The sequence below is a fragment of the Neomoorella sulfitireducens genome (assembly GCF_024733845.1).
GTDB classification, from domain to species: domain Bacteria; phylum Bacillota; class DSM-521; order Neomoorellales; family Neomoorellaceae; genus Neomoorella; species Neomoorella sulfitireducens.
Genome location: NZ_JANRHG010000006.1, coordinates 122799 through 137598 on the forward strand (window position 1 = coordinate 122799; position 14800 = coordinate 137598).

General features: G+C 56.8%; 15 protein-coding genes. 2 read left to right on the plus strand and 13 right to left on the minus strand.

Features of this window, described 5'->3' with window-relative positions:
* Positions 1-35: 35 nt before the first annotated feature.
* From NWF31_RS08035 to NWF31_RS08085, 11 genes are all read right to left on the minus strand, one after another.
* Complete coding sequence (locus NWF31_RS08035) at positions 36-677, minus strand: SGNH/GDSL hydrolase family protein (RefSeq protein ID WP_258359983.1); 642 nt, start codon at positions 675-677, stop codon at positions 36-38.
* A 260-nt stretch (positions 678-937) separates the two neighbouring features.
* Positions 938-2659, minus strand: coding sequence for an NADH-dependent [FeFe] hydrogenase, group A6 (locus NWF31_RS08040; RefSeq protein WP_258359984.1), 1722 nt, complete (start codon positions 2657-2659; stop codon positions 938-940).
* A 22-nt stretch (positions 2660-2681) separates the two neighbouring features.
* Positions 2682-5717, minus strand: a complete 3036-nt coding sequence (nuoF, locus tag NWF31_RS08045) for an NADH-quinone oxidoreductase subunit NuoF (protein WP_258359985.1) — start codon at positions 5715-5717, stop codon at positions 2682-2684.
* Complete coding sequence (locus tag NWF31_RS08050; RefSeq protein WP_258360046.1) at positions 5718-6086, minus strand: (2Fe-2S) ferredoxin domain-containing protein; 369 nt, start codon at positions 6084-6086, stop codon at positions 5718-5720. It lies immediately after the preceding gene.
* Positions 6086-6670 (minus strand): ATP-binding protein, encoded by a 585-nt coding sequence (locus NWF31_RS08055; protein WP_258359986.1) that lies wholly within the window; start codon positions 6668-6670, stop codon positions 6086-6088. Before NWF31_RS08055 ends, NWF31_RS08050 begins: the two co-directional genes overlap by 1 nt.
* Positions 6645-7118 (minus strand): NADH-quinone oxidoreductase subunit NuoE family protein, encoded by a 474-nt coding sequence (locus NWF31_RS08060; RefSeq protein WP_258359987.1) that lies wholly within the window; start codon positions 7116-7118, stop codon positions 6645-6647. The genes NWF31_RS08055 and NWF31_RS08060 overlap by 26 nt, the downstream gene beginning before the upstream one ends.
* Before the next feature lie 57 nt (positions 7119-7175).
* The gene (locus NWF31_RS08065; protein WP_258359988.1) at positions 7176-7934 is read right to left on the minus strand and encodes a PHP domain-containing protein; all 759 of its coding nucleotides are present in this window, start codon (positions 7932-7934) and stop codon (positions 7176-7178) included.
* A 13-nt stretch (positions 7935-7947) separates the two neighbouring features.
* Positions 7948-8286, minus strand: a complete 339-nt coding sequence (locus NWF31_RS08070; protein ID WP_258359989.1) for a DRTGG domain-containing protein — start codon at positions 8284-8286, stop codon at positions 7948-7950.
* Positions 8264-9583, minus strand: coding sequence for a [Fe-Fe] hydrogenase large subunit C-terminal domain-containing protein (locus NWF31_RS08075; RefSeq protein ID WP_258359990.1), 1320 nt, complete (start codon positions 9581-9583; stop codon positions 8264-8266). The genes NWF31_RS08070 and NWF31_RS08075 overlap by 23 nt, the downstream gene beginning before the upstream one ends.
* Before the next feature lie 13 nt (positions 9584-9596).
* Positions 9597-10004 (minus strand): ATP-binding protein, encoded by a 408-nt coding sequence (locus NWF31_RS08080; RefSeq protein ID WP_258360047.1) that lies wholly within the window; start codon positions 10002-10004, stop codon positions 9597-9599.
* Between the two features lie 23 nt (positions 10005-10027).
* Positions 10028-10441: a transcriptional regulator gene (locus NWF31_RS08085; protein WP_258359991.1), complete on the minus strand. Its 414-nt coding sequence runs from the start codon at positions 10439-10441 to the stop codon at positions 10028-10030.
* 364 nt (positions 10442-10805) lie between these two features.
* Here NWF31_RS08085 and NWF31_RS08090 point away from each other — a divergent pair, with 364 nt between their 5' ends.
* Together NWF31_RS08090 and NWF31_RS08095 are read left to right on the plus strand one after the other, a co-directional pair.
* Complete coding sequence (locus NWF31_RS08090) at positions 10806-11252, plus strand: MarR family winged helix-turn-helix transcriptional regulator (protein ID WP_258359992.1); 447 nt, start codon at positions 10806-10808, stop codon at positions 11250-11252.
* Between the two features lie 72 nt (positions 11253-11324).
* Positions 11325-12566, plus strand: a complete 1242-nt coding sequence (locus tag NWF31_RS08095) for an MFS transporter (protein WP_258359993.1) — start codon at positions 11325-11327, stop codon at positions 12564-12566.
* Positions 12567-12621: 55 nt separating this feature from the next.
* Here NWF31_RS08095 and NWF31_RS08100 read toward each other — a convergent pair whose 3' ends face one another.
* Both NWF31_RS08100 and NWF31_RS08105 read right to left on the minus strand, forming a co-directional pair.
* The gene (locus NWF31_RS08100) at positions 12622-13380 is read right to left on the minus strand and encodes a slipin family protein (RefSeq protein ID WP_258359994.1); all 759 of its coding nucleotides are present in this window, start codon (positions 13378-13380) and stop codon (positions 12622-12624) included.
* A 26-nt stretch (positions 13381-13406) separates the two neighbouring features.
* Positions 13407-14723, minus strand: coding sequence for an NfeD family protein (locus NWF31_RS08105; protein WP_258359995.1), 1317 nt, complete (start codon positions 14721-14723; stop codon positions 13407-13409).
* Positions 14724-14800 lie beyond the last annotated feature (77 nt).

The following is a 14800-nucleotide window of genomic DNA, read 5'->3' on the forward strand; positions in this document are numbered from 1 at the left end:
CGGACTGCCACGGCTGCCTACAGGTACCTGTCACCTCATCTTTTTCCCAAAAAATCTTCCTGCTTTTTCTCTTTCAGCTCCTGAAATAATGGCACTGCCACAGCGGCCATAGCGCGATAACCCTCTACACTGGGGTGGGCGTCGTCTACGAAGTATTCCTTGCGGCCCCACCCCGTGTCCCCTTCCAGGAGAGGGGTATAAAAGTCCAAAAGCCTTAACCCTCCGGACACGGCTAGAGCCCGGCAGGCGTCACGATAAGCCGCCAGGAGTGCTGCCATCTTCTCCAGGAAAGATAAGGGGATATCCGAGCCCGTATGGCAGAGGGGCGGTGGCAGGGCTATTACCGGCTGGATGCCGGATTCCAGTGCCTTTCTTACCATGCCTTGGATATTATCCATTACTTCTGTAACGGTCAATCCGGCCCAGGCATCGTTAGTGCCGCCCATGATGGTCACCGCCAGCGGCCGCAGTTCGGTGACGTCCCGGTCGAAACGGGCCAGCATTTCGCCGGTTGTTTCACCATTAACGCCCTGGTTTACCACCACCAGGCCGGTAGCACGGCCTGCCTGATCCAGCCATGAAACCTCCGGGCCAAAGGGGTAGCCCCACGTCAAGCTATCGCCTAAACCAACCAGTTCGATTCCCTTCAGGTCCTCCCTGGCTTCGCGTGATTTCATAACCACTCTTCCCTTCATTAACGAAATAAATGTTAACAACAAAATAATCCCACTGTTAACGCCGCCGGCAGGAGAATTAACTTCCACTAAAAAGCCAGCAAGAAAATATATTTTTACCTTTTAATGTGCTATCTTATTCGCCCTGAAAACCTTTTTTCCTTCCCGGGATATAAAAAGAGGGGTAGACTGCAGGTTACTGCACTGGTCTACCCCTCGATAAACATTTACAGGAAGCAAGGTGCTTCAGCCGGGGCTACACCCTAGTATTTTCCCCTTGGCGTGTAATGGGTATGGAGGATATGATGGGACGTTTCGCTTAAAGGTTTACCCAGGAACTCACGATACAGGGCATGGATGGACGGGTTCTCATGGGATTTACGGATAGGCATCTCGACGTCGGCCTGGTAGATGCCCTTGATACGCTGCTCCCTGATCTCGGTATTGGTGGGTATGGGCTGGCCGCCGCCGCCGATGCAGCCGCCGGGGCAGCACATGATTTCAATGAAGTGGTATTGCTCCCCGGCCTTGACCCGCTCTAAAAGCTGCCGCGCATGGCCCAGGCTGTGAGCCACCGCCACCCTCACTTTAGTGCCCTCGATATCCACTGTAGCTTCCTTGATACCTGTGAGGCCGCGGACATCATTAAAGTCCAGGGCGGGCAGCGTCTTACCGGTGATCAGCTCATAAGCGGTCCGCAGGGCCGCCTCCATGACGCCGCCGGTGGCGCCGAAGATGACCGCAGCACCGGTGGATTCGCCTAAAGGATCGTCGTACTGCTCTTCCGGGAGGTTCCGGAAGTCAATCCCGGCCTCCCTGATCATCCGCGCCAGTTCGCGGGTGGTGAGGACGTAGTCCACGTCCTGGTAGCCGCTGTCCCGCATCTCCGGCCGCTGGCACTCGAACTTCTTGGCCGTGCAGGGCATTATGGAGACGACAACCATCTTAGCCGGGTCGATGCCGGCTTTCTGGGCGTAGAAGGTCTTGGCCACGGCGCCGAACATCTGCTGGGGCGATTTACAGGTAGACACGTTGGGGATAAATTCGGGGTAGAAGTGTTCCATGAACTTGATCCAGCCCGGGCTACATGAGGTAATTAACGGCAACGGCCCACCTTTGGTGAAGCGCTCGATAAACTCGGAGCCTTCTTCCATGATAGTGAGGTCGGCAGTAAAGTCAGTGTCAAAGACCCGGTCAAAACCAAGCCGCCTTAAAGCTGCCACCATCTGGCCGGTGTTGATGCTGCCCGGCGGCAGGCCGAACTCCTGGCCAATGGATACCCGCGTGGCCGGGGCCGTCTGGACGACGACGAATTTTTCCGGGTCGGCCAGGGCTGCCCAGACCTCATTGGTATAATCCTTCTCATACAGGGCACCGACCGGGCAAACGAGGGTGCACTGGCCGCACTCGACGCAGGCGATATCCAGGAGTTTATCCTGGAAGGCCGGGGCGATGACGGTGTCAAAGCCGCGGCCCATGGGGGCGATGGCCTTTACCCCCTGGACCTTTTCGCACACGGCTACACAACGGCGGCAGAGGATGCACTTATCGGGCTCGCGGATAATAGCGGGCGTGGAATCGTCTATAGGATACTCACCCTTTTTGCCCTCAAAACGGACCTGCCGGATCCCCAGTTCCTGGGCCAGGGATTGCAGTTCGCAGTTGAGGTTGCGGATGCAGGTAGGACACTCCATCTTGTGGTTGGAAAGGAGCAACTCCACGTTCAAGCGCCGGGCCGTCCTGACCCTGGGGCTGTTGGTCTTGACCACCATACCCTCGGCAACCGGGGCCACACAGGAGGCCATCAGGTTCCTGGCCCCTTCCACTTCCACCACGCAGACCCGGCAGGCGCCGATTTCGTTGATGCCCTCCAGGTAACAGAGGGTCGGAATATGAATACCGGCCTTTCCGGCAGCTTGCAAAATCGTCGTCCCGGCTTCAACTTCCACCGGTATATTGTCAATAGTCAATCTTACGGTGCTCACTTTTTCGCCTCCTATCTTCCGCCTATTCCCGTACGTCGCAACGCAAGCAGCGGGACGCTTCGGCCACCGCGGCCTCAAGGTCATAACCCAGCTCTACCTCGGCAAAGCCCGCCAGCCGTTCTGGCAACTCAAGGCTGGGAGCGACTTCCCGGGCCGTCTTTTCTTCAATGACCGGCGCCGTCCGCTGGCGCTTGATTTCCATCTCAGGTACAATCACGCCGTCGCCGCCCAGATAACGGTCAATGGCCGCCGCCGCCCGTTTACCGGCAGCAATGGCTCCGATAACGGTATCCGGGCCAACGACGCAGTCACCGCCGGCAAAGACACCGGGCAGTTTTGTCGCCTGGGTCTTGCTGTCAGCCACCACCGTGCCGGCGCGGCTTACTTCTACCCCGGCCGGGATACTCGCGGGATCCACCGTTTGGCCAATGGCGGCAATGACGACGTCCACCGGCAGGGTGAAGTCGGCTCCCTCGATGGGTACCGGCCGCCGCCGGCCGCTGCGGTCAAATTCACCCATGCGCATGCGGGCGCACTTAAGAGCCGTAACCTTGCCGTTTTCGCCCAGGACGGCCACCGGGCTGGCCTGGCAGGTGATCTTGATGCCTTCCTTTTCCGCCTCGTGGATCTCCTCCCTGAGGGCCGGCATATCGTCCTTCTGGCGCCGGTAGATGACGTGCACCTCTTTAGCGCCGAGGCGCAGGGCCGAGCGGGCGGCGTCCATGGCTACGTTACCGCCACCGATGACGGCAACCACTTTATCCTTTAACTCCGGTGCCTGGCCTGAATTAAGCTGCCGTAAGAAGGTAGCACCGGCATAAACCCCCTCCAGCTCCTCGCCCGGCACCCCCAGCTTCTGGTCCTTATGGGCACCGACGGCCACAAAGACGGCTTCATACCCCTGCTCCTGCAGGTCCTCCAGGCTAAAGTCGCGCCCCAGGGCCTTGCCCAGCTGCAGGTCTACTCCCAGTTCCAGGATATTATCAATCTCCGCCTGGAGGGTCTTCTTCGGCAGGCGGTATTCGGGGATGCCCACGGCCATCATGCCGCCGGCCACCGGCAGGGCTTCAAAGACGGTCACGCTGTAACCCTTCAGGGCCAGGTAGTAGGCTGCCGTCAGGCCCGCCGGGCCGGCGCCAATCACGGCGACCTTTTTACCGTTGGGCGGCGCAATTTCCGGTCGTGGCCGCCGGCCGTTGAGTTTCATGGCATAGTCTGCGGCAAAGCGCTTGAGCTCGCGAATGGCCAGGGGCTGGTCGATCTTGGCCCGGTTGCACTTACCTTCACAAGGATGGTTGCAGACGCGGCCGCAAACAACCGGGAAGGGGTTTTCCCGCCGGATAACTTCATAGGCCTCGGCAAAGCGCCGCTGGCGGATGAGGTCGATGTAAATGGGCACATCCACGTTGGCCGGGCAGGTATTCTGGCACGGCGAGTTAAAGAGGGCCGCGCAGACGCTGGCCGGGCAGCGGTGCTCGCGGATGTGGGCCAGGTATTCATCCCGGAAGTACTTAATGGTGCTGAGGACCGGGTTGGGAGCCGTCTGGCCCAGGCCACAAAGGGCCGTGTCCTTGATCTGCTGGCCCAGCTCCACCAGCAGGTCGAGGTCTTCCTCTCTACCCTGGCCTTTGGAAATACGATCGAGGATTTCCAGCATACGGGTCGTGCCGATGCGGCAGGGGGTACATTTGCCGCAGGATTCGTCCTTGACAAAATCCAGGAAGAACTTGGCCAGGTCCACCATACAGGTGTCCTCGTCCATGATAATCAGCCCGCCGGAACCCATAATGGTCCCCAGGGCCGTCAGGGATTCGTAGTCGATGGGGGTGTTCAGGTATTCGGCCGGGATGCAGCCGCCCGAAGGCCCGCCCGTCTGGGCCGCCTTGAACTTCTTGCCGTCGGGAATGCCGCCGCCGATATCGTAGATAACCTCTCCCAGGGAGGTACCCATGGGGATCTCCACCAGGCCGTTGTTGTTAATCTTCCCGGCCAGGGCAAAGACCTTGGTCCCCTTGCTCTTTTCGGTACCGATGCTGGCAAACCATTCCCAGCCCTCGCGGATAATGGTCGGTATGTTGGCCAAAGTCTCGACATTGTTTATGACAGTGGGTTTACCCCAGAGACCGGATACGGCCGGGAAGGGCGGCCGCGGCCGCGGTTCACCCCGGCGACCTTCAATTGAGGCCAATAGCGCCGTTTCTTCCCCGCAGACAAAGGCACCGGCGCCCAGGCGGATATCGATGTCAAAGTCAAAGCCGGAGTTAAAGAGGTTCTTGCCCAGGAGCCCTTTCTCCCTGGCCTGCTGGATGGCTATCTTCAACCGGTTCACGGCAATCGGGTATTCTGCGCGCACGTAGATATAACCCTGGCTGGCGCCGATGGCGTAACCGCCGATGGCCAGGCCCTCCAGGACGGCATGGGGATCGCCTTCCAGGATACTGCGGTCCATAAAGGCCCCCGGATCGCCCTCGTCGGCATTGCAGACGATATACTTAACCGGTCCTGGCGAGCGGTGGGCAAACTCCCATTTGAGACCGGTGGGGAACCCGCCGCCCCCGCGGCCGCGCAGGCCGGACTTCTTTATAACATCGATTACCTCACCTGGTGTCATGGAAGTCAGGACTTTGCCCAGGGCCTGGTAGCCGTCACGGGCGATATATTCATCAATGGATTCCGGATTAATAAGGCCGCAGTTGCGCAGGGCAATCCGCACCTGGTGTTTGAAGAAAGGAATCTCTTCAAAGGCCTTGACGGCAGCTTCCGTCTCCGGCTGCTTGTAGAGCTTGCGCTCCAGCACCCGGCCTTTGATAAAGTGCTCTTCCACCAGTTCCGGGACATCCTCCGGGTGGACCTGGGTGTAAAAAACCCCTTCCGGGTAAACCATCATATTGGGACCAAAGCGGCAGAAACCGAAACAACCGGTGTCGACGACCTGGATTTCCTTATCAAGGCCCCGGGCCTTGAGCTCCCGGATGAGGGCCTCTTTGGTTGCCGGGCTTTCTGAAGCCGTACAGCCGGTACCGGCGCAGACCAGGACGTGGGCACGATAAAATTCCATTTACTCTTCCCCCCTGTTAACAACCCATTCGCTAATCACAATGCCGTTGACGACATGCTGGGCGACAATCTGCCGCGCCTTGCCCGCATCGACCTTACCGTAGGTTACCCGGGGTTTTCCCGGCAGGATTACGTCTACCAGGGGTTCCTGGGCACATAAACCCACGCAGCCGGTCTGGGTAACAGCAACATTGGTCAGGCGCCGCTTGCCCAGCTCATCCAGGATGGCGCTCATAACCTCCCGCGCGCCCGCGGCAATGCCGCAGGTGCCCATACCGACGACAATCTTTGCCTTTTGCTCCGCCTCCCGCAGGCGGATGGCTTCCAGCTGGGTTTCTTTGATTTTTTGCAGTTCTTCGAGGGACTTGATCACTTACCTTCACCTCCGTACAATTCTGCCACTCCTTTATTGATATAGCGCTGCGCCCAGTCCAGTACCGGCCCGCAGTTTAAAGGTACCTCGCCCAGGTGAAGCTGCAACCAGGCGGAAGAAAAATGGAATTCTTTTGGCCCCCGGCGGTGGTGGTAAACGAGTTCTACCGGTTCTTCCCGGCTCAAAGCAGCGGCTATGGTCGCTCCCATGTCGCCCAAAGGCGGCAAGTCCGGGTGGCTCAGCTTCATGGTAGCCGCTACCCGGGTCCCCTGACCCGGCCGGGATTCCACCGCCACGTTACCCCCGCACTGGGCCGCCGTGGCCTGCAAGAGGGACAGCCCCAGGCCTACCCTCCTGGTAGTCCTGGTGGTGTAAAAGGGATCCAGGGCTTTTTGCAAGGCTTCGGCTCCCATACCACGGCCGTCATCCTGGACTTCAATGCTAATCTCGTCGCTCTCCGCATCTTCGTTAACGGTTACCTGGATATGACGGGCTCCCGCTTCCAGGGCATTCTCCAGGAGATCAAGGATGTGCAGGGCCAACTCTTCCATGGCTTTACTGGTACTGGGCCAGTACGGCAACCGCCGTATCAGGCTTGAGCAGACCGTGGGCGCGTTTGTTGACGGTCATAACCGGTCCCAGGCCGCAGGCGCCGAGACAGCGGACAACCTCCAGGGAAAATTTACCGTCGTCGGTGCTGTCCCCGGCTTTGATACCCAGTTCTTTCTCCAATCGCTCCAGGATTTCCGGAGACCCTTTAACGTAGCAGGCCGTCCCCTTACAAACGGAGATCTGGTATTTACCCTTGGGCTTAACGGTAAAATGGTGGTAGAAGGAAATGACACTGTAGACCTCAGTCAGGGACACTCCCAGGCCGTCAGCTATAGCCACCTGGACCTGGCGGGGCAGGTAGCCGATGAGCTCCTGGGCCTGATGGAGAACTTCGATGAGGTCAGCTGGCCGGCCGCGATGGGCGGCAATAATCTTATCGAGTTCTTCCCATTTGGCTTCGCATTGACAGGTTTCCACAGTAAAACCTCCTTAGTATGGAATACCTTTTTTTGCTAAAATACCGAATGCAATGTACTATTTATCTGAATTTGTTTCCTCCCCGCAGATCACCACCCTAAATTGTTTCTGTCGCATGGCATTGGCCAGCGCGTTTATATTTATTGCTTTTAAATCATAGATGGTAACCCGGCGGCCAATGTCGTTTAAGTAATGGGCATCGGATGCGGCCACCAGGGACCAGCCGGTCAGGGCTGGGAATTGCTTGCAGGCGGCCTCCTGTGTAAAGAGGCCCAGTTCCAGGGCAACTGCCGGCAGGTCCGGTGGGATAAAGCCAAGGTTGGCCAGCAGGCTGTATGATGGCCGGTCCACATGGGCCGGCAGGCATAAGCCGCCCCGTTTATTTATCTCCGCGGCCACTTCCTCAGCCCCCAGCCTGGTGCTCGTCAGGAGAAGCCTTTTTTCCCGGCCAATCTCTTTTCCCGCAGCATCCAGGATAAGCTGGGCGCCAAGATAATCCTCCCGGTTTTCTCCCGCAGGTAGGTAACGATAGACGTCAGCTTGCCACTCCATGGCCTCTTCTGCTGTATCGAAGAGGCAAACAAGGTGAACTTCCTCCCTCGTCTGGACTTCCATGCCGGCGAGAACTGTGAGCCCCGTATCCCGGGCTGCTTCCTGGACGGCCGCCACATTACCGGCGCTGTTGTGGTCAGTTATGGCAATGATCTGTAGCCCAGCTTTTAAAGCCGCGGCTACAATCAAGGGCGGTATCATTTCCTCCCCGGCACAGGGCGACAGGGCGGTATGGACATGGAGATCGGCACGATAAAGAGCCATAAAATCCCGATTCTCACTTCTCGTATAACAACCGGTATAAACGCCCGGCTATTTCAAAGGTATGATAATGGGTATGCAGGAGAGGTAGTCCTTCTGCTTCGGCCCTGCGGCAAACCTCCGGAGGGATGCCCCGCCCCCCTGTGAACACCACCCCGGCCGCCCCGGTCAGGAGGGCTACGGCCACCACATTCATATGAGTTTGGAGGGTCAGCCAGAGGCAACCGGGTGCTCCATTGGCTATGAAATCGCTTATCAAGTCAGAACAGTAACCGCTGCTAACCTCCCTGTCCAGGGCCTTCTCTCCCGCCAGCACCTGTAATTTTAAACGTTCAACTATTTCCCGGAGCTGCATCTTTATCTCTCCTTTCCGGTTGGGCCATGGATGGCGGTAGTTTCCGCGCCAGTTCTACCACCTCTTCTGCCAGGACCCGCACCCGTTCGCGTAGGACAAAGACGCAGTCGGTATCCTGGGCCTCATCCCGGACAATATCCTCGGCCAGGGAGCGGCAGCTGGGCGAACCGCAGGAGCCGCAGTCAAGGCCCGGGAGCATGGCCTGGGTAGCTTCCAGGCGTTGCATCTTTTCGATGGCGGTAGCCAGGTCGGTGTCCAATTGCAGGGCCGGCCGGGGCTGTACCGGGGCCGCGACCAGGCTGGAACCGGCTTCCGGCAGGTTTGCAGGTCCGGACGGCAGGCAGAGGGCGAGTTGCCTCAGTTCCAGCCGCGCCAGGTAAGGGTTGTGCACCATTAGGGCGCCGCCGACACAACCGCCGGGGCAGGCCTGGGCTTCAATATATTCAATGTCATCGAAGTCGCCCGCTTCAATCCGGGTGAAGACTGCAATGACATGATGGATACCATCTACCTCCAGTAAACGCCGCCCGCCGATGCTGGCGTTTTCGCCACCGCTGTGGCCCCAGCCGTAACCGGTAGCTCCGGCACGGGAGGGATAAGGTACGGCAGTAGCCAGATGCTGGCGGATATCACCATAAATAGCAGCCAGGGGAATGACCCTATCAGGGCCCGGCAGCCCTCCCTGAGGCTGGCGCACAGCCGTAATCTTGGCCGGACAGGGGGAAATAAAGAAGGTGCCTATGGCTTGCGACGGTAAACCGGTTACCGCCATACCTTCTTTCCGGGCCAGTCTTGCGGCTACATCAACAGGTGTTGCCAGGGGCAAAATCTGCTCCACCAGGGAAGGGAAACGTACCTGGATCAGGCCTACCACTGCCGGGCAAGCCGGTGAAATGAGTGGCCTCTTCCCTCGGTAATTATCCAGGTATCGTCTAGTTGCCAGGGCTACTATTTCTGCTGCCAGGGCTACTTCGTAAACTGCATCAAACCCCAGGGCTATCAGGGCGCCCAGGATGCGCTCCAGGCCCGCCTGGCCAGCAAACTGGGAGACAATGGCCGGGGCGGGTAGGGCGATACGGTAGCTATAGGCAGCCAGGGCCGTCAGAGCATCGCCTACGGCGATTTTGGCATGGTTGGGGCAAATGCGAATGCACTCGCCGCAGTCAATGCAGCGCTCCTGGATAATCCGCGCCTTGCCCTCCCGAACCCGGATGGCTTCTGTAGGGCAGTGTTTTATACAGTTGGTACAGCCTTTACATTTATCCTCTTCCAGGCGTACGGAATGGAAATAACCCACCGCACCACCGCCTTCAGCGATTGTAAATAATTATGTTAACGGTAGTACCCTGTCCCGGTGCCGACTTTATTTCCAGTTCGTCGGCACAGCGGCGGATATTGGGAAGTCCCATACCGGCACCGAAACCCATCTCCTGGATCTCCCGCGGGGCGGTAGAATAGCCTTCCTGCATGGCCAGCTCGATGTCAGGTATACCCGGGCCGGTATCACGGGCGGTAATGGTGATTACCTCCGGTGTTATCTGCGCTTTAAGTTCTCCGCCCTCCGAATGGATAACTATATTCATTTCCGCCTCGTAGGCGGCTATAGCTACCCGCCTAATAATCGCCGGCGGAAAACCTACCTGCTGCAGGACCCGGCGGATGCGCGCCGCCCCGTCCCCCCCCGCCAGAAAATCCCGTGCCCGCACGGGAAAAGCCATTTCCAGGGACGGTATATTATCCTTCAAGGTAACCACTCCGGCCGGGTTTTATTGTCTGCCAGGCCGGAGGCGACCTGGTCATCACCCGCCTCCCTGGAACAACCTTTTAGCCCTGCCTGGAAGAGGCGGCCGCAGCTGTCATACATCAACAACCTGGTACCCAGGAGAGGCAGGCCCATACCTGCAGCAGCCTGGATGAGGGTTTTGTCCGGCCTCTTTCCCCGGACGAAGACGATGGCCACGGCGTCGATCATGGCTGCCGTATGGATAACATGGGTATTGGTCAAACCTGTCAGCAGGAGTACCCGGCCGCACGCAAAGGCCAGGACGTCGCTCATCAGGTCGGAACCAAAACCGGCCTCAACTTCTATGTCCAGTTTATCGGCCCCGGTAAAGACCTCGGCTTTAAGGATGGCTTGCACTTCCCTGAGTTTCACCGGGTCTGAACCCCCTGATGGTGAATTGCTTCACAATTGCTTCCAAAAAAACAGGCTCCCAACAAGCCCCTGCCTAATGCTTTTCTTCAATTAAAGCGCTTCTATTCACATTTTATGTTGTAACTATTTGTGATAGTTCTTATGTGGTTTTAATTCGCCATGAATTTTATTTTTCCTGCCAGGTCTTATAAAATTCTTATTAGCTATACAAATTGTCGTATATCGGTGTACATTTTTTTGACTTCTGGATCCTTGGATATATAAACGTGACGCAATGGAAAAAGGAGAGATTTTGCAAATAATTGACATGGTCCTTGAACGGTAGTAATATTTTTGGAGACCGAAATATTTGGGGGGCTAAATTATGGTTGAATTGGCGAAGGAAACCCGGGAACTGGAATTGCTGCTGCGCCAGATCAGCCATTTAATGAACCATTATACCCGCGCTTATTTGAACGGCCGGGGTTTAACCATGGCCCGCTTCTGGGTCTTAAGCAGCCTGGCGGCGGATAAACCCATAACTATGGGTGAACTCCAGCGGCGGCTCTTCCTGGCCCCGGCTACCCTCACAGGCCTTGTTGACGGCCTGGTAGAGGAAAAACTGGTCCGGCGCTGGCGGGACGATAATGACCGGCGCTTGGTATTCCTGGCCCTGACTCCCGCAGGCGAAGAATTCCTGGCTGAAATATTACACTACCGCGCCTCGGTTTTAGAAAAAGCCCTGGCGAACCAGGATAATTTAGACTTGGAACAATTAAACGTTTTTTTGCATTTGCTCCTGACTAACCTAAGATACCTGTACCCCCTCTAAGATCCCAGGAAAACCGTTAATGCGGGGTAACGGGGAAATATTAGCTTTTAAACAAGGTGGGAAACATAGGCTATGGAAGCAGGCCGCTTTCAGGCCCTGGCGGCCTTAAAGCACCGCAATTTCCGGCTCTTCTGGTGCGGCCAGCTAATCTCCCTCATGGGCACCTGGATGCAGAATATGGCCCAGGGATGGCTGGTACTGCAGTTGACGAATTCGCCTTTTTTACTGGGGCTGGTTAATGCCATCCAGTTTATCCCCTTACTGGTCCTCGCCCTGGTAGCCGGCGTGGTAGCCGACAGGGTGCCTAAAAGGCGTCTTTTAATCATAACCCAGAGCAGTCTGATGCTGCTGGCCTTTACCCTTGGTATCTTAACCTTGACCGGTCTGGTGCGTTACTGGCATGTGCTGATCCTGGCATGCCTCCTGGGCGTCGTCAACTCCTTTGACATGCCTGCCCGCCAGGCCTTCGTCGTTGAAATGGTAGGCAGGGACGATTTGATGAATGCCATTGCCCTTAATTCATCCATCTTTAACGCCGCCCGGATTATCGGCCCTGCCCTGGCCGGCCTGGTCATTGGCCGGCTGGGAATGGCGGCCAGCTTTCTCCTCAATGCAGCCAGCTATGTGGCCGTTATCAGCGGGCTGCTGTTGATCCGGGTACCTGGAGAAAGCAAGAGCCAGCAGGTGGAAACGCGAATTCTGGAAAAGATTGGCGAAGGATTGGCCTACATCCGCCGGACCCCGGTTATTCTGCAGGCTATCACCCTCATGGCTTCCCTAAGCATTTTAGTTATGAACTTTAACGTCCTGATCCCGGTCCTGGCCCGGAACACCCTGGGCCAGCAGGCTGAAGGCTACGGCCTGCTCATGTCCGCTTCAGGCATCGGCGCCTTCGCAGGTGCCATGATGCTGGCAGTCTTAAGTAAGAATGGACCCCAACGACGGCTCCTTCTCGGCGGAGCCACGGGCCTTTGTCTCTTCCAACTCTTCCTGGCTTTCACGCGCTCTTATCCCCTGGCTTTTTTGCTCCTGGTATTCACCGGCTGGTCAATGATTACTTTTACCGCATCGGTGAACACAACCTTGCAGCTCAACTCACCGGACAATTTGCGCGGCCGGGTGATGAGCGTATACGCCCTGGTCTTCGGCGGCGTGACCCCCATCGGCAGCTTGTTCAGCGGCAGTATCGCCCACCACTGGGGTGCTCCGGCAGCCCTGGCAACCGGAGCGATGCTGGGGATATTAAGTTTGATTATTATTGTTGTTGGGTTGCCGTATAAAAAAAAGAGCCGGCTACACCGGCTGGCCAGTTGACCCTGGCTCCCGTCTTGTATCTTTACTAAGCTGCTGTGATTTTTATTTAGACAGCCTATTTGCCGTTCAAACGCTCCGAAATAGTCTTAAACAAGTCCATGGGTACTGGGAACACCAAGATGTTACTCTTGTCGGAGGCAATCTCCGTCAGGGTTTGCAAATACCGCAGCTGTAAAGAAGCCGGCTGGGTAGAAATGATCCGTGCCGCCTCAGCCAGCTTTTCAGCGGCCTGGAACTCCCCGTCGGCGTGGATAATCTTAGCCCTCCGTTCCCTTTCCGCCTCAGCCTGGGCGGCCATAGCCCGCTGCATACTCTGGGGTAACTCTACATCGCGTATTTCTACAAGGCTCACCTTAACTCCCCATGGCTCCGTGCCCTCATCAATGATCTGCTGCAGGCGCTGGTTTATCTGCTCCCGGTGGGCCAGGAGCTCGTCCAGATCTGACTGGCCCAGGACGCTCCGGAGGGTGGTCTGGGCCAGCTGGGAAGTAGCGCGGACATGGTCCAGGACTTTGATCACGGCGTTAGCCGGCTCAATAACCCGGAAATACACCACTGCATTTACCTTTACGGTAACGTTATCCTTGGTTATGGCCTCCTGGGCCGGTACGTCCATGGTCACAGTCCGCAAATCCACTTTCTGCATGCGTTCAATGATGGGTATTAAAAAGAAGAGACCGGGTCCTCTCACGCCGACATAGCGGCCCAGGCGAAAAATAACTCCCCTTTCGTATTCCTGTACTATCCGGATGGAAGAAGAAACTATGCTGATTATGATTATGAGCAGGGCAATGAGGGAAATAAAATTTTCCATATCCTTATTCATCCTTTCTATTTGTCTTATAATTCCTTTTTCACTTTAACTTTTAGTCCCTCCACCTCTATTATAACCACCTTTTGGCCTGCTTCTATAGGTTCTGGGCTTTCCGCCTTCCACCTCTCACCTTCTGCCAAAATTATCCCTTCTGGCTTGATGTCAGTTAGGGCTTTACCAGTAGTACCCACAAGGCTTTCCTGACCTGTAACTGCACGACGCCGTTGGGCTTTAATCACGGCTCCCAGGAGGAAGGCAATAAAGGCCGCCATACTGGCAGCCGTCACTGCCACCAGGCTGATGCTGACCCGCAGGGCAGGTGGCCCGCCGCTAAAAAGCATGAGGGACCCCAGGATAAAAGAAACCATACCTCCCCCGGCCAGCAATCCGTGGCTTACTACAAAAGCTTCTGCAGCCAGTAGCCCTAAACCAAGCAGGATCAGCAGCACCCCGCCGAATTGGGCATCAAGGCTACCCAGGGCATATAGCCCCAGCAACAGGCTTATCCCGCCGGCCACTCCCGGAAAAATGGCACCCGGTTGATATAATTCCATGATTAAGCCAAGGCCGCCAACTGTAAGCAGGATATAGGCGATATTGGGCTCACTGATTTTAAAAAGCAGGCGTTGAACCGGGCTCATAACCAGGGGTTTAAGCGGGGCACCATCTAGCTGTAGCTCCACCTCCTTCCCGTCTATTAACGTAACCGTCCGCCCGTGAAGCTGTTTAAATAGCTGTTCCCTGCTGGCAGCCACCAGGTCAATCAGGTTGGCCTTTAATGCCTCGCCGTCACTAAAAGACTTGCTCTCCAGTACTGCCATTTCCGCCTGGGAAGGATCACGACCCCGCATCTGGGCAATGCTCCGCACCCAGGCCGCCGCATCCTGGGTTATCTTTTCCTTCTGCACATCGGTCATTTCTCCCTCCCCACCAACGGAAACCGGATGGGCAGCCCCTATCCTGCTGCCCGGAGCCATGGCCGCCACATGGGCAGAAAAGGTAATGAAGGTCCCGGCCGAACCGGCCCACGCCCCCGCCGGTGAAACATAGACTATAACCGGCACCCGGGAATTCATAATGCATTCTACTATCTCCTGGGTAGTACCGTACAGGCCTCCGGGAGTGTTTATTTCCAGGAGAACACAACTGGCTCCAGCCTCTTCGGCCGCCCGGATCCCCTCCCCTACGTAATCCGCCACCACCGGCACGATAGCCCCTTCCACCCGTAGCCAGTACACCTCCTGGCCGGTTGCAGAAGCCCCGGCAGGAAATTCAACCATTAGCGTCAGGCAAAACGCCAGGAAGAATATAATCATCAATCTTTTTTTAAACAAAATAGCCATACGTAATCATCCCCTGCAGGTATTGTACCATATTCCCCATTCTTCTGCTCTACTATTTATTGTTGAAGCCAGGCTTA